The following is an 18,730-nucleotide window of genomic DNA, read 5'->3' as shown; positions in this document are numbered from 1 at the left end:
GTAAATGAAAGCCCAAATCGAGAAGGTGATGCCGGCTGGGGCGAATAGGTTGGGGTAGGAGTCGGATACGGCGCCTGTATTCATGCCGCCGATCGGCAGAATGTTGGCAAGGGCGTTTACGGCAACCATGACCAGATAGCTCAGGGCGACAAGAACGGGAACTCGTTTCATACAACCTCCAAATTTATTATCGTATGCAGTCAGTCTAGCTATTGGTGATAGGGAAGTCAAAAGAAATAGAACAGGGGCGATGTTTCGTGTACACTAGGGTGTACAAGGAGTTGCTTATGTATAAACCAAACCCTCAACGTTACGATGCCATGTTGTATAATCGGTGTGGCAAGAGCGGATTAAAACTTCCTGCTGTCTCATTGGGACTGTGGCAAAACTTCGGAGACCAGACCTCGTTGGTCAATGCAAGGAAAATGTTGCATACGGCATTCGACTTGGGAATTACCCATTTTGACTTGGCGAACAACTATGGTCCTCCTCCGGGATCGGCCGAGCTGAACTTCGGCAAGTTGTTGGCGCAGGATTTTGCCTCCTACCGGGATGAGTTGGTCATCTCCACAAAAGCCGGATATCTGATGGGCCCCGGCCCCTACGGGGAGTGGGGAAGCCGCAAATACCTGCTTTCGAGCCTCGATGCAAGCCTCAAGCGAATGGGACTTGAGTATGTGGATATTTTCTATTCACATCGATTCGATCCCGATACCCCGCTTGAGGAGACGATGGGAGCCCTGGCCACCGCCTACCACCGCGGCAAATGCCTGTATGTAGGAATCTCCTCCTACTCGGCTGTAAAAACAAGAGAAGCATATGCCATCCTCAAGCAGATGGGCGTTCCCCTGTTGATTCACCAACCCTCCTATTCCATGCTCAATCGTTGGGTGGAAGCAGAGTTGCTTGCAACGCTGCAAGAGCTGGGAGTGGGAACCATCTGCTTCTCGCCCTTGGCGCAGGGGATGCTGACCGACCGATACCTGCAGGATATTCCCCAGGGAAGCCGTGCTTCGCGGCAAGGCAGCCCACTGTCACAAAGCATGCTTACCGAAGAGAACCTGTCAAACATTCGCTCTCTGAATGAAATTGCTCGAAAGCGCGGGCAATCCCTGGCACAAATGGCCTTGGCTTGGTGTTTGAGGCGCAAGGAGATAACCAGCGTCCTCATCGGGGCAAGTTCGGCCGAACAGATCATCGAGAACGTAGGAGCGTTGCAGAATCTTGTGTTCAGCGATGAGGAGCTTGCCAGGATTGACGTCTTTGCAAAGGATGGGAACATCAATCTCTGGGCCCGGTCGAGCAAGGATTGACAAGAATATTTGCTTCTGTTATATTGTACGCAACTTAATTGAAAGAAAGGAAAGCCTATGGCAACCATATATGATTTCAAGGCAGTTGCGAACAATCAGATCGAGTTCGACTTTGCAACCTTGCAAGGTAAAACGTTGTTGATTGTCAACACTGCGAGCAAATGCGGTTTCACGTCCCAGTATGATGATTTGGAAAAGCTCTACCGGCAATACAAGGACAAAGGGCTTGTAGTACTAGGCTTTCCCTGTGACCAATTCGCCCATCAGGAACCCGGCAGCGATGCCGATATTGCCGAGTTCTGCAGGGTCAACCATGGGGTGACCTTTCCGTTGATGAGCAAAATCGATGTCAATGGGAAGGCTGCGCACCCTATTTTTACCTGGCTGAAACAGCAGGCCCCAGGAAAACTGGGCAGCGCCATCAAGTGGAATTTCACCAAATTCCTGGTTGAGAAGGATGGTTTGACGGTTCATCGGTATGCCCCATCCGACTCTCCTCTCTCCCTGATTCCGACCCTCGAGGAGGTCCTGTAATGGCCTATGACCAACTCCTGCTTTCCAATCAACTGTGTTTTCGTTTTTATGCCTTGGAACGGGAGCTCATGGCTGCCTACCGACCGCTGCTTGACCATCTTGGTTTGACTTATGCCCAATACATCACGCTTCTCTATCTGTGGGAGCATGAAAAGGCAACGGTTGGGGAACTCTGCACTGCCCTGAGCCTGGACACCGGAACCATGTCCCCGCTGCTCAAGCGCCTTGAGTCGGCAAAGCTGATCGAGCGTCACCGCCTTCCCAGCGATGAGCGGACTGTGGAGGTGCTGCTGACCAAAACAGGGTGGGAGTTGGAACAGAAAGCTGTTTCCATCCCGGGTCACATCGCAACATGCCTGCTCAGCAGCGACCGTGATGAGCAAGGTAAAAAATATGCAGAACTCAGGGAGATGCTCGACCAGACGCTTGAGCGGCTCAAGCGAACACGCAAAGAACGAGAGGCAGGGAAATAATATGAAGAAGGTACCTAAGGCAGCTGTGATTTCTGTCATTTTGACAGCGTTGGTTTCGCTTATCGGTTGTGCAACGGTAATTCCTGAATCAGAACGGCTTGAGACCGTCGATTCCTTGGATTTGAACCGGTATCTTGGTTCTTGGTATGAAGTGGCCCGATACCAGCACAGCTTCGAGAAAAACCTGGTTGGGGCGAAAGCCGAGTATTCGCTTCGCGACGACGGGCGCATCCAGGTGGTGAACAGCGGGCTGAAAAAGGATCTTGACGGAACGCTGACTTCGGTAAAGGCAGTAGCCTGGAGACCGGATGAGAGCGAACCCGGTCGACTCAAGGTGAAATTCTTCGGCCTGTTCACCTCCGACTACTTGGTCTTCGGCTTGGATGAGCAGAACTATCAATGGGCTTTGGTCGGCAATGACTCACGGGAATTTCTCTGGTTCCTTTCTCGAACTCCCACTGTCAGTGATGAGCTGCTTGAGTCGATGAAGAAGGTGGCCCAAGAGCAGGGCTACGACCTTGAGAAGCTGTATTTGGTACCACAGAAGGAGCGATGATCGCACTTCTTTTTCGTTTTCGTTTTTCAAGCAAGGGCTTGCCGGTATGGCAAGCCCTTCTTGGGTCAACCGACTTTGCTTTCCTTCTCTTCACCAAGAGAGGTCATCAGGACCTTCAGCCCCTGCTCTTCAAACACCGATCGAGCCATTGCCAGTTGCTTGGCATCAGGTTCTGGTACATCCTTGAAGCTGTAATGCAGCTTCAGCTGTTCCCACTTGTACCGCCCCATCCGATGGTAGGGCAACAGCTCAACTTGCTCAATGCAACTGAAGGCCGTTAAAAAACTTGCCAAAGCCTGCAACGAGTGTTCATCAAGGGTCCATCCGGGCACCAGTACATGCCGTATCCATACCTTCTTGCCGATGCTCTGGCAGTAGGCCAGGGTGGACAGGGTGAGTGCGTTGCCCATACCGGTAAGGCTGAAGCACATCCGGTCATCCAGGCTCTTGATATCCAAGAGAATCAGGTCGGCGGCATCAAGGACCGGCTTGGACAGCTGTAGCGGAACGCTGCCTGCTGTATCGAGGGCGGTATGCAAGCCTTCCCTTTTGAGGCGATTGATCAGGTCGAGGGTGAACTCCGGTTGCTTCAGCGGCTCCCCTCCGCTGATGGTAACCCCGCCTTTGGCAATGAAATTCCGGTATCCCAGAATCTCCTTGACCAAATCCTCGCTGGCAGTCGGCTTGCCTCCCTTCAAATTCCACGTATCGGGATTATGACAATAGCGGCATCTGAGGGAGCACCCTTGCAAAAAGACCACATAGCGCAGACCCGGGCCGTCCAAGGTACCCAGACTCTCCACCGAATGGACAGATCCAATTACTGACATACTTCCTCCTCCTTATAGGGATTCGTGGAAGGTGCGGTGAATGACGTCAAGTTGCTGTTCGCGGGAAAGCTTGATGAAGTTGACCGCGTACCCGCTGACCCTGATGGTCAACTGGGGATATTTTTCCGGGTGATCCATGGCATCGAGCAGTGTGCTCTTCTCCATGACGTTCACATTGATGTGATGCCCGCTCTGGGCAAAGTAGCCATCCATGAGGGTTGTCAGGTTGGCCACCTGCATCTCCTTGTTCTTTCCAAGGGTGGAAGGAACGATGGAGAAGGTATAGCTGATACCATCCTGGGCATAGGCATACGGCAATTTCGCCACGCTTTTCATACTGGCGACCGATCCCTTCTGGTCCCGTCCGTGCATGGGGTTTGCTCCCGGTGCGAACGGCTCGCCCGCCTTTCTTCCGTCAGGAGTCGAACCGGTCTTCTTTCCGTAGACCACATTGCTGGTGATGGTCAGCACCGAAAGGGTGGGAATGCTCTGTCGATAGGTGGTATGTTTCTTCATTTTCTGCATGAACGACTTCACCAACTCCCGGGCGATGGAATCGACGCGCTCATCGTCGTTGCCATAGGAGGGATAGCTTCCTTCAATCTCAAAATCGACGGCAAGGCCGCTCTCGTCCCTGATCGGCTTGACCTTTGCATACTTGATGGCCGACAAGCTGTCTGCAACAACGCTCAGGCCGGCGATTCCGCCTGCCATGGTCCTGACTATCTGCTCGTCGTGCAAAGCCATTTCCAATCGTTCATAGCTGTATTTATCGTGCATGTAATGAATGACGTTCAGCGTATCGATATACAGCTTGGCAAGCCAGCTGCTCATCGCTTCAAAGCGATCGGTCACGGTAGCATAGTCCAGGTATTCATCGGTGATGGGAGCCAACTTGGGACCGACCTGCTCCCCGCTCTTCTCATCGCGGCCGCCGTTGATTGCATAGAGCAAGGTCTTGGCCAGATTGACGCGTGCGCCGAAGAACTGCATCTGCTTGCCGATCCGCATCGCAGAGACACAGCAGGCAATACCGTAATCGTCACCGTAGTCGACTCTCATCAAATCGTCGTTCTCATACTGAATAGAGGAGGTTTCGATCGAGAGCTTTGCACAGTAGTTCTTGAAGGCCTGGGGAAGACTTTGGCTCCACAGTACCGTAAGATTCGGCTCGGGCGCCGGTCCGAGATTGGTCAAGCTGTGAAGGAACCGGTAGCTCATTTTGGTGACCATGTGCCTCCCATCGAGGCACATGCCTCCGATTGATTCGGTAACCCAGGTCGGATCTCCGCTGAACAGCTGGTCGTAGGAGGGGGTTCTGAGGAAGCGGATGATCCTGAGCTTCATGATGAAGTGGTCGACCAGCTCTTGGATCTCCGCCTCGCTGAAGGTTCCGGCTTTCAGGTCCTGCTGAGCATAGATATCCAGGAAGGTGGAGACTCGTCCCAGGCTCATGGCTGCACCGTTCTGTTCCTTCGTTGCTGCAAGGAAGGCGAAATACAGCCACTGAATGGCCTCTTTGGTGTTCTTGGCAGGGTTGGAGATGTCATAGCCGTAGGAGAGGGCCATTTCCTTGAGCTCGGCGAGGGAGCGGATTTGCTCGCTGAGTTCCTCACGACCCTGGATGACCGCTTCGGTCATTGCATCAAAGGTATAGTGGTCCTTTGCACGTTTCTTCTGTTCGATCAAAAAATTGACACCGTAGAGGGGAACCCGGCGGTAGTCGCCGATGATCCTTCCCCGGCCGTAGGCATCGGGAAGTCCGGTGATGATCCCGCTGTGGCGGACTTTCTTCATCTCGTCGGTGTAGACATCAAACACACCGTCATTGTGCGTCTTTCGGTAGGTGAAGATCTTGTCGATGTCCTCGCCCAGGGTTCTGCCGTATGCCTGCAGTTCGGTATGTACCAGCCTGATGCCTCCAAAAGGCATGATGGCACGCTTCAGCGGCTCGTCCGTCTGAAGTCCTACAATCTGTTCAAGTTCCTGGTCGATGTATCCATTCTTGTGGCTGGTGATGGTGGAAATGGTTTTTTCGTCGATATCGTACATGCCGCCGCGCTGGCGTTCGACGGTGAGCAGGTCCTTGAGTTTGTCCCACAGGTGCAGGGTGCGCTCGGTAGGCCCCTGCAAAAAGGAAGCATCCCCATCGTAGGGAGTGTAGTGATCTACAATGAAAGCTCTTGTGTTGATTTCGTACGTGCGGTCTTCTCTATCGTTCATGATGTTTCCTCTTTCACAGAATTCCCGTATACTTTTCTTGTCTTTGATATACCATGCCCGTTATGTTTATACTGTGATTGAAATCACAAATTGAGTATTTTACTAGGAGATACCATGGAAGTGTCCAGCCAGTGCCCGCATTGCACCAACGACCATTGCATCCGAAGCGTCCCCCTCTTTGCCTCCCTGGAGCCGGACGCAGTACACGCCCTTACAGCGCAGATGGAGCACAAACACTATCAAAAAGGGGAAATATTGGTGAGGGAAGGTGATACGGCCACCGGATTTACCGTCATCAGGCAGGGCAGTGCAAAAGCATACCGAACCAATGCCGACGGCCGCGAGCAGATTCTCTACATCTTTCCTGCAAATGATTACTACGGCGCACGGTTTCTCTTCACCGAGGAAAAAGTTCCCTACACAGTTGAAGCGCTGGAGGAGACCGATGTTTGCATACTCAGCAAGGCCCAATTCGCCCTGTTGCTTGAGAAGCACAGCTCTGTAGCCCTGCAGATCATTGGAGCAATGGCCAATCGGATGAGCAGGCTTGAGACGGCGATGCAGAGCATGGGCGGAAGGAATGCAGACTTGAGAATTGCCAGTCTACTGCTCGAGTTCAAGGAACCCTACGGACGATACAATGGTTCGCATCTGGAAATAACCCTGCCCTTGAGCAGGGAAGGGTTGGCGAATTACCTGGGACTTGCCCGTGAGACGCTCAGCCGCAAGCTGGTACAGTTCGAGGAAGAGGGCTTGATCGAGCTCATCGGGCAAAAAGTGGTGCGCATCCTGGATTTGGAGCGTTTGGCCGGTCTCTCCGTCCTAGTGGACTAAGCCTTGGCTGCTTTCTCATAGACTGCCTCGATCTCCTGTTTCCCCACCAAGGCCTGCAGCAGATAGGCAATGATGAGTATGCCTGGAATATCCACCAGAAGCCGGGTCAGGCCGAAGGGAACACCGAGAGCGGAGAATTCAAACAGGATCATCGGAATCTTGGTTGTCGACCAAGCTCCGATGAAAATCAGGATGTTGGAGAACTTCACTCCTTTCTTCATGAATACGGCAGCGACGGGGAAGGCCCCATAGAGCGGGCCTGCTGCAGCCGAACCTATGAGCAAGGCAAGCAGAATTCCTTTCAAACCACTGCCTTCCCCCATGTATTTGACCATGGTCTGCTTGGGTACCCAGACATCCAGAAGCCCCAAGAGGACAAAAATGGGGGGGATGATCAACACCATTTCCTTGAGTTGGTATGCCGTGGTGTTCAGCACCTGCCTGCCAAGCTCCTGATTGAAGAGCCCGAGGAGAATCAGGACAACCGATACAACCAAGAAAGAGCGATATCGCTTCAAGACCTGTTTCATGCCAGGACCTCCATGACCTGCCCGATGACAAAGGCCACAAGGAAGGAGAAAACGAAAGCAAGGGCATTGCGATAGATTGCAAGCTTTTTGCCAAAATATTGCATCTCCACCGGGAGGGTGACGATGCCGACCATCATCAGCGTAGAGATGAAAGCCCCGATCTGCATATATCCTGCTCCTCCGTTTACCAGGATGGCTGCGGTGGGGAAGGCCACAAACCCGGGAATCATGGTTACCGACCCAACGATGGCGGCAAGGAGTACGCCAAACCATCCCGATTCAGAACCTATGAGCTTGAGGATCATGTGATGGTCGAGCAGACTGAGCATCAGGCTGACCAATACAATGACCACCAAAAACTGAGGAAGAATGTTTTCGAATGCCTTCCATGCTTTTTTGAGTGCGTTCTTGGTTTTCCCCCTGTCTTTGATGAAGGAGAGGATGAGCAGCAAAGCTGTGACACCGTAAAGAATGATGTTCATCGATGGTGTTCCTTATAGGCATGTATATAGCAGATTTGCTTGCCATTGGCAACTAACAAGCATGATACAAATCTTTGTTTATAGATAGAAAAATAGCTATACTACTTTTTTAGTAGGAATTCCTATCCGACCGAGCACAATTATCTTGCGCAATTGAGAAGCGTAGGGTACGCTTGCAGTAGACAGAGTGTGACTATTGACATAGCGGAGGTAATGTATGGCTAATGTACAATCGATTCTGGATCAAAAAGGGAAAACGGTAATCAGCATCGGACCAGATGATGCACTTTCACATGCCCTCTTGAAATTGACGGAGCATAAAATCGGTGCATTGTTGGTACTCAACGAGCAGGGTGACATCAAGGGAATCCTTTCTGAACGTGACATCATCCGGCATTTCTCCAAGAGACTCGAACACCTCAATACCGGCTCCATCAAGGTGCGTGAGGTGATGACCACCGGAGTAACGTATGTCAAGCCGCATCAGAGTGCCGAAGACTGTCTGCAGCTTATGACTGCAGGACGATTCCGCCACCTCCCGGTGGTGGAGGATGACAAAGTCATCGGTATGATATCCATCGGGGATGTGGTCAAGGCAGCCTTGGAGGAACGTGATTTCCAGATCGGCGAACTTGAGCATTACATCACAAATGCTTACTAGGTTTAATTTAGAATACGTTTCTTTTTTGAGAAAGCGCTTCCTTGGTGAGGCGCTTTTTATCTTACTATAATAGTAAGAATTCAAAGGGAAGGAGAAATAATGGACGAAAAAAAGATTACCAAGCTGAAAGAAATCATTGAAAAATTGCATAGTGGAGTCTCCAGTGATGCAGTGAAGAAAGAGTTTGAAGCTGAATTTGGCACGGTGAGTGCGGAAGAGTTGGCTGCAGCCGAGCGAAAACTCATGGAAAGCGGAGCCATCAAAGTGGAACAGGTCCAAAAGCTTTGTGATGTGCATGCCTCGGTTTTCGGTGGCAGTATTGAGGAAATTCATCAAGGCAAGCAAGCCGACAAGTCTTTCGGACATCCGGCATTCGTCTTCATCAAGGAGAATGAGGGCCTGACCAAGTTCCTCGATACTCAGTTCAGCAAGAGTGTAGAATCGTACAAGCAGCATCAGGACGAGGCAGCCAAAGCGGATTTGCTTGCTTCGTTGAAGAGCTTGAGCAAATTGGACAAGCACTATGCACGAAAGGAAAACCTCTTCTTCCCGTATATGGAGAAGGCCGGCATCACGGCTCCTCCGAAGGTCATGTGGGGAGTGGATGATGAGATTCGCGATCTCTGGAAGGCTTGCATCCGAAGCTTGGAGTCTGAAGGTACAGTAGAGACCGCTTCCTTGGACAAGTTGATCGAGCAGGTACGCAGCATGATCAACAAGGAGAACAACATCCTTATGCCGATGCTCTCAGGTGTGATGGATGGCGATGCCTGGCTGACCGTAGCCCGTGACAGTGCTGATATCGGATACTGTTTCAACGGCGGTATCGAGGGAGCGAGTCCATCTGACGCCCTGACCTGGTATCGATGGAATGCAAGCATGAGCGGCAAGCAGGACTTTGCGCCGAAGCAGGAGATGAGCGCTGAGATTGTACTGCCCAGCGGCCATCTCAATCTCGAGGAGCTGACTTGGATGCTCAACACTCTTCCCGGGGATGTGACATTCATGGGAGCCGACGACAAGGTACGGTATTTCAGCGAAGGCAAGGACCGGGTGTTCCCGCGTACCCGCAGCATCGTTGGACGTGAGGTTGCTCATTGTCACCCGCCCAAGAGCCTGGCTGTTGTAGAGAAGCTGGTTGAGGATTTCAAGGCCGGTCTGAAGGACAGTGAATCTTTCTGGATCCAGAAAGGCACCCAGTTCATCCTGATCCGCTACTTTGCGGTACGCAACGAGAAGCAGGAGTATCTGGGGGTGGTGGAAGTGACGGAAGAAATCTCTGCTCTGAGGAGCCTGGAGGGTCAGAAGACCCTGCTCAGCTGACCATGCAGAAGGCTATAGGAGTGCTCATTGCTCTTCTTGCAGCCCTTGCTCTTTCTTAAGCTGGTTGATGAATGCCAGGTAGGCGTGGATTTGCCCTTGGATTTCTGCATTTTTCAACACACCCCTGCCACCCCAATCCTGGCCTTCATAGATGGTAAGGTGGTGTAATTCCCCTTCGATGTCGATTATGTTCTGAGCAGTGATTCTCTGCCTGGTCTCTAGATAATGCAGTGTGGTATCATACGCCTCATGGAAAGCATGCTGCTCTCCTGTAATGTCCGAATCGTGTTCATTCAATAGTGTGTTCATGCTAATCCCTATACAGAGCGCTTCGAAAGTTTGGCTAAGAGATTGCCAAGCTGTCTCTCAACCTGCGGATGCCCAAGACGCTTCATATCGGAAAGCGCTCGCATCTTGTATGATTCTGCAAGAATTTGGGCTTTTTGTACACCATCCAGTGAGGCTACCAAATGCAGCGCCCGGTCGACGGTTTTCTGTTTCAAAGGAGTCTTTGAGCTTTGCAACAAATCCCGTAATTCTGTGGTGCCATCCATCTGTTCCTGTTCCAAGGCATATATGAGCGGTAGCGTGGGGATGCCGCACTTCAGGTCGTTGCCTGTGTTCTTGCCAAGCTTGGAAGAGTTACCCGTATAATCGAGAATATCGTCCTGAATCTGGAAGGCCATTCCCATGCAGTATCCGATTCTATGACACAGCATCAGCTTCAGCGGCTCGGCTTCCTGCAAGGCGACCCCTGCATAACAACTGAGGGCGAACAGGCTGGCTGTCTTTCCAGCTATGCGGCGCAGGTATGCGTGTCGTGGGATGAAGAAATCACCTTGGCCGGCATCCTGTTCAAGCTCACTTTCACACAACCGCGACAGGGCGGCAGAGACTACTCTGCTATCCATTCCCCGCTCTTTTCCGCTGGTCAACAACAGGGCTTTTGCCAACAGAAAGTCACCGGCCAGAACAGCCTGCTTGGCTCCAAGTTTTGCATAAATGGTGGATTTTCCCCTGCGCGTGGTGGCGGAGTCGATAATGTCATCATGAACCAAGGAAGCCAGATGGATCAGTTCAATGACCGATGCGACCCTGATGGCATCATCAGTGACGGAGTGCTCGCCAAGTGTGCTGGTGATCAAGACAAGCGTGGGTCGAAGCATTTTTCCCACCGATTGTACATGTTCGAGCAAAATCGGGCGGATGAAGCCGTGAGCAGTGGCCACCGTATTCTCGATGGTACTGCTCACGGTTTCAAGCTTTTCCTTGAGGTGGGGCTCGTCATTCCAGAAATCGGTCATGACTTCCTACTTTTTCCCCAACTTTTGTTCCATCTGTCTCTTGGTGAACTTTGGTTCATCGAGATAGAAGTAGGTTTTCTTGGCGAGCGGTGTCTTGTTCCACAATTTCTTCAGGTAGGGCATCACCCAGTAATCCAAACCGAAAGCCTTGCCGGCTCCTCCGAGCATGACAATCGATACTGCCATGTACCAAAGGATTTCCTTGCCAGCCATTGCTCCGATGAGGAACATGATCGAGAGTCCCAGCGATACGATGGCGGCAGGGAAGGTGAAAAGACCGGCAAAGAGTGCGAGTCCGATGCCGACTTCTGCCAGTACGATCATCAGCTGGAACAGATAGGGAGCCTGCGCTACGAAGGTTTCATTGATCCAGGTGAAGATTGCCAAAGGCTGGGAGAGCAGGGGAGGTGCAAACTGCTCTACTACACCACTCTCAGCTATCGATTGACTGACCGATGCCACTGTATCCACCACTGTCTGGCTTGCAGAAGCAGCAGTATCTACAACCCATTGCGTAGCGGAGGATGTCGCCTCAATCGCCGGCTGACTGGCCGAAGCCACAGCCTGTGGGGCAACAGTCTGGCTGACCGCAGCCACACTATCGGCAACCGCCTGGCTGGCTGATGCGACCGTCTCAGTAACACTCTGGCTGGCAGAAGCCCATGCATCGGCCGCCCCTTCTGCAGGAGCACCCCAATAGACCTTGCTGCCGGTTGTATCGGTAAGCCAGCCATTCTTGATCTTTCCGAAGCCTTCAATGAACCACATCACGCCCAGAAACATTCGAAGGAAGGTGGTCCAGTAGGAGGGAACCTTGTAAACGGCCAGACCGCCTATCAGGGAGCGGTTGTGCTTGATTTCCAATATTTCGTGTTTGATGTACGCCCATGCACCGTTTATTCCGCACACTCCGCTCTGGTAATAGATGTTTACCAGATGCTTGAGGGCCATGGCGAAGAAGCCGGAGAGGGACATGCCGGCAGTATGACTGACTGCATATCTTCCGCCGATGGAGACCATGTAGCCGTGGAAGTTCGACTTGAACGGCTTGGGGTGCTCGGCTTTCAAGCCGAGTTCGCTTTTTATGGCATAGATGACGCCGTCGGCAGCTGTTTTGGCGGTTTGCTCGGCAGCTTCCACTATCTGGGGAACCGCCCGGTTGTTTTCCAGGAACCACATGCCGTCTCCGACAAGATAGACGTTTTGGTAGTCGGGGCTCTGCATGTACTCATTGACGAGTTTCCTGCCGATCTTGCCGTCGGTAAGCGGAAGCTTCTCGCAAAATTCCGTGCCTCGGACACCGCAGGTCCAGACCAGGGTCTTGGTTTTGATCACTTCGCCGTTTTTGGTGGTGAATCCGTCAGCATCGACCTGGGTGATCAGGGAGTTGAGCTTGATCTCAACGCCTTTCTTCTCCAAATACTTGACAGCCTTTGCCCTGGGCTTCTCCGGGAGCATGTTCAGGATGCTTCCCAATGCCTCGACACTGATGAGCCTGCCTTCCTTCTTGAAGTCGATACCGTTTTCCTCGCAAAGAATCGGCAGCCATTCAATCAATTCACCCACCAGCTCGATGCCGGTGAAACCACCTCCGGCAACGACGAAGGTAAGCATCTGCTTGCGCTTCCCGGCATCGGCTTCGCGACTGGCCTCCTTGACGATTTGCTCAATGTGGCAACGGATGCGAAGTGCATCATCAAGGCTCCACAGGTAAAAGGCATGCTCCTTGACACCGGGGATGTTGAAGTCTGCCGTTGTGGCTCCTGTTCCAATGATCAGCTGGTCGTATGCATAGCTGGCCCGCTCGCCCTTGAGGCGTTGGTTCTTGAAATCGATGTCTACAATGGTATCCTGTACGACATTGACCATTTTGCCGGAGAAAATTCTGTCGAAGGAAATCTTGACAGAATCCTCTTCGACACGGTTGCCGGCAACTTCATGCAGCTCAGTCATGAGAATGTGGTGGCGGTTCTTATCAATCAAGGTTATTTCGACCTTGTCTTGATGCTTCTTGAATGCTTTGTGCAAAGTTTTTGCAGCGTGTACTCCGGCGTATCCCCCGCCTAATACCACAATCTGTTTCTTGTCCATGGTTCCTTCCTTGATTGACCCACGTTGAAGAGGGTTTGCTATATGGTAAACTTGGTATAGCAATGCAACAAGGTTCTTTGCGGATGTATAGTCACTGAACCTTACTGCGTTGGCAGAAAAACACTCTAGCACAGAAGTAGGAATTTATGCAATTGTGTCATTTTTTATCGAATATAGTTTTTCATATTTTTTACAATAACACCATACTGTCTGTGTGGAAAAATCAAATAAATCTCTGTAGGGAACGATTTATTACTGAAATATTGAAAAAAATTATCTATCGATATTTTTATATCTAAGTAAAGCAATCGGATTACTACACTATGGAACTCTTTGCGGTATAATCACTTATCAAGAATATTTTGTTATTGCTACTGGATATTGATAATTTTAGGACGATATTGCAAAACTGTAACAGTTCTGTATATGATTATATCTACAAACGTTGAATTTATCTAGGAGTTAATGATCATGAGAAAGAACGTGTTGGCTGTACTTGCAGCTGTTGTTTTAATCTCTCTGTTCGTCTTCACCGGCTGCTCAAAGTCTGAAGCGAAAACCACAGAAGCGGCCCCTGCCGCCGCTGCTCCGGCCGCTTCGGCTCCCGTTGCTGCAAAGTATGCCGACGGCATCTATTTTGCCGCCGATGATGCCTTCGCCTCTTCAGGCTGGAAGGAAACCGTCACCTTGACCGTCTCCGGTGGGAAGATTGTCAATGCAGACTGGAACGCAGTAAACATTGCCGGTGGTGCTGACAAGAAGACCTACGACAAGGCTGGAAAGTACAACATGGTCAAGTTCGGCAATGCCCAGGCCGAGTGGTACCAGCAGGCAGAGAGAGCGGAAGCATACCTGCTCAAGACCCAGGATCCTGCAGCGATCAGCTACAAGGATAGTGAAGGGCATACTGATGACATCGCAGGTGTCTCTATACATGTGAACGCTTTCTTTGACCTTGCAGCCAAAGCCCTCGCAGCCGGTCCTGTCGGCCGAGGCCCGTATGCCGATGGTGCATACTTTGCAATCGATGCTGCCTACCCCTCCTCGGGTTGGAAGGAGTACGTCTCCTTGACCGTTCTCAACGGCCGCATTGCAGCTGTCAACTGGAGTGCAGTAAACCGCTACGGGGATGACAAGAAGGCCTACGACAAGGCTGGAAAGTACAACATGGTGAAGTTTGGCAAGGCTCAGGATGAGTGGTATGTACAAGCTCAGAAGGCCGAGGAGTACCTGATCAAGACACAGGACCTGGATGCGATCACCTACAAGGATAGTGAAGGGCATACCGATGACATCGCAGGTGTCTCGGTGCATGTGAACTCCCTCTTCGATCTTGTCAAGAAAGCCCTGGACAACGGTCCTGTCGGACTCGGTCCGTTTGCCAACGGCGGCTACTATGCAACCGAGGAAGCGTTTGGTTCTTCCGGTTGGAAGGGATTCGTCTCATTGCTGGTGAGCAACGGCAACCTTGTCAATGTTTACTGGAGTGCAGTGGACAAGGACAACCGCGACAAGCAGGTAGTTGCAGCTGAGGGCGGCTACGGCATGATCAAGGCCAGCGCAATTGGCAAGGAGTGGCATGAGCAGGCAGTGGCGGTTCAGAACCACCTCCTCGCAACGCAGGATCCCAAGAAGATCACCTACAAGGACGAGGCCGGACATACCGATGACATCGCCGGTGCCAGCATACACGTAAACGACTTCTATGCCTTGGTTGAGAAGGCTCTCGCCAATGGTGTGAAGAAGTACTGACCGTAGAAGAAGCACTGTTTCAGGACCTCGGGGATATCTCTCCGGGGTCTTTCATTTTCATTGGGCGAAAAATGGTTTTTCCTGATACAATCGGTCGTATGCAGATAGACATTCTTGCCACCTTCACCTTCGCCTTCATCACCACGTTCACTCCAGGCCCGAATACGATCAGCAGCCATGCCATGGGGCTCAATTACGGCTATAGAAGGTCGTTGCCGTACTTCTTCGGCATTGCAACGGGTTTCTTCTCGATCATGCTGCTCAGTGCCGCCCTTGCTGCGGCTCTTGCTCACCTCATGCCGAAGGCGGTGTCCTTTCTTACGGTTGCCGGCAGTCTCTACATCTTCTACTTGGCCTACCATGTATTCACAAGCTCGTACTCATTCTCCCAGACAAGCCACAAGATGCTTGGGTATCGCAACGGCTTGCTCTTGCAGCTGCTCAACCCCAAGGTGATCATTCTTGGCTTGACGGTATATTCAACCTTCCTCAGCACCATGGCCCGCACTCCGTTCAATCTCGTAGCAAGCGCACTCTGTTTTACCCTGATGAGTTTTTCGGCCCTCTCAACCTGGGCCCTCTTTGGAATGGCTCTTTCCCGCCTGCTGAGAACCGAGGGGGCACGCAAGGCCGTCAATGCAGTGCTTTCGCTCCTCTTGGTTTCTACCGCGGTTAGGATGCTCTTTACCCTCAGCTAGCATGCGATTGAAGCGACGGTAAAGAGAAAGATGATATGTATTGCCGGAAATCTGATGTTGCTATTGTTCAAGGGAATCATCCCTTGCCAATCCAAATGCATAGCCAGAAGCTTGGGTGCATGGAACTGGATGAAGTGGTCTGAGAAATGTTCATCAAAACGGAACAATCCGATTTTGAAAACTTCGGTGATAGGTAATTCGTAGATGACGATCAATACATCGATTTTTTCCAAATTGGGTGCGTAGAAGCATCAATTTTGCTATGATTATTGTACTTATAGTTGTATGCTTCATGTGGTTGTTGTATCTACGAAATATTCTACTCTGATTTGATGCATATACTTTCGTTGAATTTCGGAAAGGATTTGGAGGGGTCATTAAAACCCGGACCAAAACCGGAGTGGTTCCAAACAATGAAGAGGTATCTAAGGTATTGGGGGAAAGCAGACCAAGTTACAAAGCAATGGCATCCACTTGTCTGTCATATGCTGGATGTGGCTGCCGTAGCTCAGTCAATGATGAATTCATTGCCTGATTTTCTGTGTGAATGGAGTGAGAGACTGGGTATTTCACAGAAGGTTCTTCTTGATTTCATCGGCTTTCAGGCTTGTATCCATGATTTGGGAAAATTCTCGTGTGAATTTCAATGCAAAGTACCTGATTTGGCTCATTTACTACAAGGTGCATCCATCCCTTCGGTTGTTGGATATCCACATACTTCATTGGCTTGGTTGTTGTGGAACGAACACTTGGAGCCACAGCTTTACGCCCAGTTTGGGATTGAGAACGAACAAGCAATCAAATTCAGTAATGCATTGGAACCACTCTACTCGGCATCCTTCGGGCACCACGGAGGTCCTGTTTGCGAACCCGGTATGATTTCAAAGAAAACCTTCAAGCGAATATTCAATGATGACGCGCTGTTTGATTGCTCCAGCTTTTTAGCAGATTTACTAAATCAGTTTGATGGAGTACAGCAACTTTTTGCACGGCCGGAAACGTTGGATGGACACGGTAAAGATGTTGCTGCATTTTCTTTCATTCTTTCTGGCTTGATTATTCTTGCGGATTGGACGGCTTCCGCCTCCTCGAATTTTCCTTACCTGGGGACAGCAAAGAATGGGCAATTCTCCAATAGTATTGATAGTATTGATATTGGCTGTTACTTTAGAAATGCTTTAGGATTAGCAAAATCTGCGATTGAACAGCAAGGACTTGTTCCTGTTCCCAAAAAGTCAATTGATCATCCTTGGAAGGAACTATTTCCTCATCTGCATGAAGCAAACTATGATCCGTCACCACTGCAAGATGTGATGATCCATATAGAGATAGGGAAAGAACCAGCGCTTTACGTAATAGAGGATTTGGCGGGCTCAGGAAAAACCGAAGCAGCACTTATTCTCTTTTCAAAGCTGCAGTCCATTGGTTCTGTCGATGGCTTTTACTTTGCTCTTCCTACGATGGCTACATCCAATGGGATGTATTCCCGTGTAAAACCAGTATATAGAAAATTTTATAGTGACAGATCAACACCCTCCCTGATACTCGCCCATGGGGGAAGTGCTCTGTACAAGGAATTTCAGGATTCCATTGTTTTTAATGTACGAACTATTTCTGAGGTTACCACAGATGCCTCTGCGTTTCATACGGATTCCCAAGAAATTGAGTATCAAGGTAGTCAAGCAGCATGCAACGAATGGCTGGCAGATCGTTCTCGTAAAGTGTTTCTGGCTCAAATAGGCGTCGGAAGCATTGACCAAGCTCTCTTATCGGTCCTTTATTCAAAGCATAACACACTTCGGATGTATGGATTATCGCGAAAGATTCTCATCATTGATGAAGTGCATGCCTATGACCTTTATATGCAAAGGATTCTTCATAATCTCCTTGAATTTATGGCTATGCAACATCGAAGTGTGATTCTCTTATCAGCTACACTACCGCTGGCTATGAAAGCTGATCTGGCTGCTGCATATCAGAGGGGGTTGGGTCTTGATGATGCTTCTGAATCGTATGAGAACAACAGGAATGATTCATTTCCGATGGTGTCCATCCATCATCAGAAGAAAAGTATTTACATACCGGTTGAAGCAAGGTCCTGTACTATCAGGACGGTAAATCTTTCGTTTTTTGAATCTCCGACAATCGAAGAGCCGATCACATTCCTGAAAAATGTGTCGAAGGCCGGACAGTGCGGTGTTTGGATTAGAAATACCGTGAATGATGTACAGACTGCCTATGATACGCTTGCCGATGCGATTGGGACGGAAAATGTACGTATGTTTCACTCGAGATATACTATGCAAGATAGACAGCTACATGAAAATAAGGTTTTGGAAGAATTTGGAAAAAACTCGAATGGCGCCAAGAGAGCCGGCAAAATCCTAATCGCTACCCAGGTGGTTGAACAATCTCTTGATCTGGATTTTGACGAAATGATAACCGATCTCTGCCCAATCGACCTTATCATGCAACGGGCGGGAAGGCTGAAGCGGCATGTTCGAGACAGATGCGGGAACCTGATAGGTGGTGAAGAAGATGAGCGTGGTGTTCCTGTCTTGCATATCTATGGGCCCAAAGCTGTGGAGAATGCGACATCTCGGTGGTATTCTGACTTTTTCCCTGGAGGAGCATATGTTTACAATGATCCTGGAATTCTTTGGAAAACTGCAAGAATATTGGCACGAGAGAAGGCATTGGTGGTTCCTGAAAAATCACGCTATCTGATTGAGTATGTGTATGGGCAAAATGGGGAAGCCTTCCCTGAATCCTTGAAAGAAACTTCGGGATTTGCACAAAAAACGGGTATTCATAGTCAAGCTGTTGCTCAGTCAAACGTTTTTCCTCTCTTTGCTGGATTCATTAAGCCATCCGATACAAATCCTTGGCCGGATTATTCGGCTCCTACTCGACTTGCAGATGATGCAGTTGTCTACCGATTATGTATTTGTGAGCATAGCAGGCTCATCCCGTTGGCGGAAGACAAGCAATTTCCATGGCAGATGAGTGAAGTAAGATACCGGAAGGTCACGATGGAATATGATGCCGGAATCAGAATATTGATCCGCGAGACTGAGAAGGGTTTGTTTGACAGTGGACGGGGAGGCATTGTATTGCCGATGGAAA

At 50.3% G+C, this 18,730-nt stretch carries 17 protein-coding genes; 10 read left to right on the top strand and 7 right to left on the bottom strand.

Annotation, left to right across the window (positions count from 1 at the left end; all coding sequences use genetic code 11):
• Window positions 1-287 precede the first annotated feature (287 nt).
• The 4 genes from mgrA to B3F49_RS05555 are packed head-to-tail and all read left to right on the top strand — an operon-like array spanning window position 288 to window position 2,876.
• The gene (gene mgrA / locus B3F49_RS05570) at window positions 288-1,313 is read left to right on the top strand and encodes an L-glyceraldehyde 3-phosphate reductase (RefSeq protein ID WP_293909586.1); all 1,026 of its coding nucleotides are present in this window, start codon (window positions 288-290) and stop codon (window positions 1,311-1,313) included.
• Between the two features lie 57 nt (window positions 1,314-1,370).
• The gene (locus tag B3F49_RS05565; protein WP_293909584.1) at window positions 1,371-1,847 is read left to right on the top strand and encodes a glutathione peroxidase; all 477 of its coding nucleotides are present in this window, start codon (window positions 1,371-1,373) and stop codon (window positions 1,845-1,847) included.
• Window positions 1,847-2,320, top strand: a complete 474-nt coding sequence (locus B3F49_RS05560; protein ID WP_293909582.1) for a MarR family winged helix-turn-helix transcriptional regulator — start codon at window positions 1,847-1,849, stop codon at window positions 2,318-2,320. Before B3F49_RS05565 ends, B3F49_RS05560 begins: the two co-directional genes overlap by 1 nt.
• Before the next feature lies 1 nt (window position 2,321).
• Entirely contained in the window at window positions 2,322-2,876 is a 555-nt protein-coding gene (locus tag B3F49_RS05555; protein WP_293909579.1) for a lipocalin family protein, read from the top strand.
• Between the two features lie 65 nt (window positions 2,877-2,941).
• Here the strand turns inward: B3F49_RS05555 and pflA are convergent, their stop codons facing one another.
• Window positions 2,942-3,706 (bottom strand): pyruvate formate-lyase-activating protein, encoded by a 765-nt coding sequence (gene pflA, locus B3F49_RS05550; RefSeq protein ID WP_293909576.1) that lies wholly within the window; start codon window positions 3,704-3,706, stop codon window positions 2,942-2,944.
• Window positions 3,707-3,718: 12 nt separating this feature from the next.
• Entirely contained in the window at window positions 3,719-5,929 is a 2,211-nt protein-coding gene (gene pflB / locus B3F49_RS05545) for a formate C-acetyltransferase (RefSeq protein WP_293909573.1), read from the bottom strand.
• Window positions 5,930-6,043: 114 nt separating this feature from the next.
• On the opposite strand from pflB, the gene B3F49_RS05540 reads away from it, so the two are divergent.
• Window positions 6,044-6,763 (top strand): Crp/Fnr family transcriptional regulator, encoded by a 720-nt coding sequence (locus tag B3F49_RS05540; RefSeq protein WP_293909570.1) that lies wholly within the window; start codon window positions 6,044-6,046, stop codon window positions 6,761-6,763.
• On the opposite strand, the gene B3F49_RS05535 is transcribed toward B3F49_RS05540, so the two are convergent.
• A complete protein-coding gene (locus tag B3F49_RS05535; protein ID WP_293909567.1) occupies window positions 6,760-7,293 on the bottom strand; it encodes a permease in 534 nt (177 codons plus the stop codon). The two genes, B3F49_RS05540 and B3F49_RS05535, sit on opposite strands and share 4 nt — an antisense overlap.
• Window positions 7,290-7,775: a permease gene (locus B3F49_RS05530; protein WP_293909564.1), complete on the bottom strand. Its 486-nt coding sequence runs from the start codon at window positions 7,773-7,775 to the stop codon at window positions 7,290-7,292. The genes B3F49_RS05535 and B3F49_RS05530 overlap by 4 nt, the downstream gene beginning before the upstream one ends.
• A 217-nt stretch (window positions 7,776-7,992) precedes the next feature.
• On the opposite strand from B3F49_RS05530, the gene B3F49_RS05525 reads away from it, so the two are divergent.
• Both B3F49_RS05525 and B3F49_RS05520 read left to right on the top strand, forming a co-directional pair.
• A complete protein-coding gene (locus B3F49_RS05525) occupies window positions 7,993-8,436 on the top strand; it encodes a CBS domain-containing protein (protein WP_293890513.1) in 444 nt (147 codons plus the stop codon).
• A gap of 99 nt (window positions 8,437-8,535) precedes the next feature.
• A complete protein-coding gene (locus B3F49_RS05520; RefSeq protein ID WP_293909561.1) occupies window positions 8,536-9,759 on the top strand; it encodes a DUF438 domain-containing protein in 1,224 nt (407 codons plus the stop codon).
• A gap of 24 nt (window positions 9,760-9,783) precedes the next feature.
• On the opposite strand, the gene B3F49_RS05515 is transcribed toward B3F49_RS05520, so the two are convergent.
• The 3 genes from B3F49_RS05515 to B3F49_RS05505 are packed head-to-tail and all read right to left on the bottom strand — an operon-like array spanning window position 9,784 to window position 13,154.
• Window positions 9,784-10,068, bottom strand: coding sequence for a hypothetical protein (locus B3F49_RS05515; RefSeq protein WP_293890517.1), 285 nt, complete (start codon window positions 10,066-10,068; stop codon window positions 9,784-9,786).
• A gap of 8 nt (window positions 10,069-10,076) precedes the next feature.
• Window positions 10,077-11,063 (bottom strand): polyprenyl synthetase family protein, encoded by a 987-nt coding sequence (locus tag B3F49_RS05510; RefSeq protein WP_293909558.1) that lies wholly within the window; start codon window positions 11,061-11,063, stop codon window positions 10,077-10,079.
• A 6-nt stretch (window positions 11,064-11,069) separates the two neighbouring features.
• A complete protein-coding gene (locus tag B3F49_RS05505) occupies window positions 11,070-13,154 on the bottom strand; it encodes an FAD-dependent oxidoreductase (protein WP_293909555.1) in 2,085 nt (694 codons plus the stop codon).
• A 471-nt stretch (window positions 13,155-13,625) separates the two neighbouring features.
• Here B3F49_RS05505 and B3F49_RS05500 point away from each other — a divergent pair, with 471 nt between their 5' ends.
• From B3F49_RS05500 to cas3, 3 genes are all read left to right on the top strand, one after another.
• Complete coding sequence (locus B3F49_RS05500) at window positions 13,626-14,906, top strand: hypothetical protein (RefSeq protein ID WP_293909552.1); 1,281 nt, start codon at window positions 13,626-13,628, stop codon at window positions 14,904-14,906.
• A 98-nt stretch (window positions 14,907-15,004) separates the two neighbouring features.
• Window positions 15,005-15,604, top strand: a complete 600-nt coding sequence (locus B3F49_RS05495) for a LysE family translocator (protein ID WP_293909550.1) — start codon at window positions 15,005-15,007, stop codon at window positions 15,602-15,604.
• Window positions 15,605-15,936: 332 nt separating this feature from the next.
• Window positions 15,937-18,730, top strand: a 2,794-nt coding sequence (gene cas3 / locus B3F49_RS05490; protein WP_293909548.1) for a CRISPR-associated helicase Cas3', incomplete at its 3' end; no start/stop codon positions are given.

It is taken from the genome of Sphaerochaeta sp. UBA5836 (genome assembly GCF_002432845.1).
GTDB lineage: Bacteria > Spirochaetota > Spirochaetia > Sphaerochaetales > Sphaerochaetaceae > Sphaerochaeta.
This window is presented reverse-complemented; position numbering and strand designations above follow the sequence as displayed.

Bases quoted from the DNA above. Each gene is read 5' to 3' on its own strand.
- B3F49_RS05555 (WP_293909579.1), top strand. From the start codon at position 2,322: ATGAAGAAGGTACCTAAGGCAGCTGTGATTTCTGTCATTTTGACAGCG.
- B3F49_RS05505 (WP_293909555.1), bottom strand. From the start codon at position 13,154: ATGGACAAGAAACAGATTGTGGTATTAGGCGGGGGATACGCCGGAGTA.
- B3F49_RS05530 (WP_293909564.1), bottom strand. From the start codon at position 7,775: ATGAACATCATTCTTTACGGTGTCACAGCTTTGCTGCTCATCCTCTCC.
- B3F49_RS05510 (WP_293909558.1), bottom strand. From the start codon at position 11,063: ATGACCGATTTCTGGAATGACGAGCCCCACCTCAAGGAAAAGCTTGAA.
- pflA (WP_293909576.1), bottom strand. From the start codon at position 3,706: ATGTCAGTAATTGGATCTGTCCATTCGGTGGAGAGTCTGGGTACCTTG.
- mgrA (WP_293909586.1), top strand. From the start codon at position 288: ATGTATAAACCAAACCCTCAACGTTACGATGCCATGTTGTATAATCGG.
- B3F49_RS05535 (WP_293909567.1), bottom strand. From the start codon at position 7,293: ATGAAACAGGTCTTGAAGCGATATCGCTCTTTCTTGGTTGTATCGGTT.
- pflB (WP_293909573.1), bottom strand. From the start codon at position 5,929: ATGAACGATAGAGAAGACCGCACGTACGAAATCAACACAAGAGCTTTC.
- B3F49_RS05560 (WP_293909582.1), top strand. From the start codon at position 1,847: ATGGCCTATGACCAACTCCTGCTTTCCAATCAACTGTGTTTTCGTTTT.
- B3F49_RS05495 (WP_293909550.1), top strand. From the start codon at position 15,005: ATGCAGATAGACATTCTTGCCACCTTCACCTTCGCCTTCATCACCACG.
- B3F49_RS05525 (WP_293890513.1), top strand. From the start codon at position 7,993: ATGGCTAATGTACAATCGATTCTGGATCAAAAAGGGAAAACGGTAATC.
- B3F49_RS05565 (WP_293909584.1), top strand. From the start codon at position 1,371: ATGGCAACCATATATGATTTCAAGGCAGTTGCGAACAATCAGATCGAG.
- B3F49_RS05515 (WP_293890517.1), bottom strand. From the start codon at position 10,068: ATGAACACACTATTGAATGAACACGATTCGGACATTACAGGAGAGCAG.
- B3F49_RS05540 (WP_293909570.1), top strand. From the start codon at position 6,044: ATGGAAGTGTCCAGCCAGTGCCCGCATTGCACCAACGACCATTGCATC.
- B3F49_RS05520 (WP_293909561.1), top strand. From the start codon at position 8,536: ATGGACGAAAAAAAGATTACCAAGCTGAAAGAAATCATTGAAAAATTG.
- B3F49_RS05500 (WP_293909552.1), top strand. From the start codon at position 13,626: ATGAGAAAGAACGTGTTGGCTGTACTTGCAGCTGTTGTTTTAATCTCT.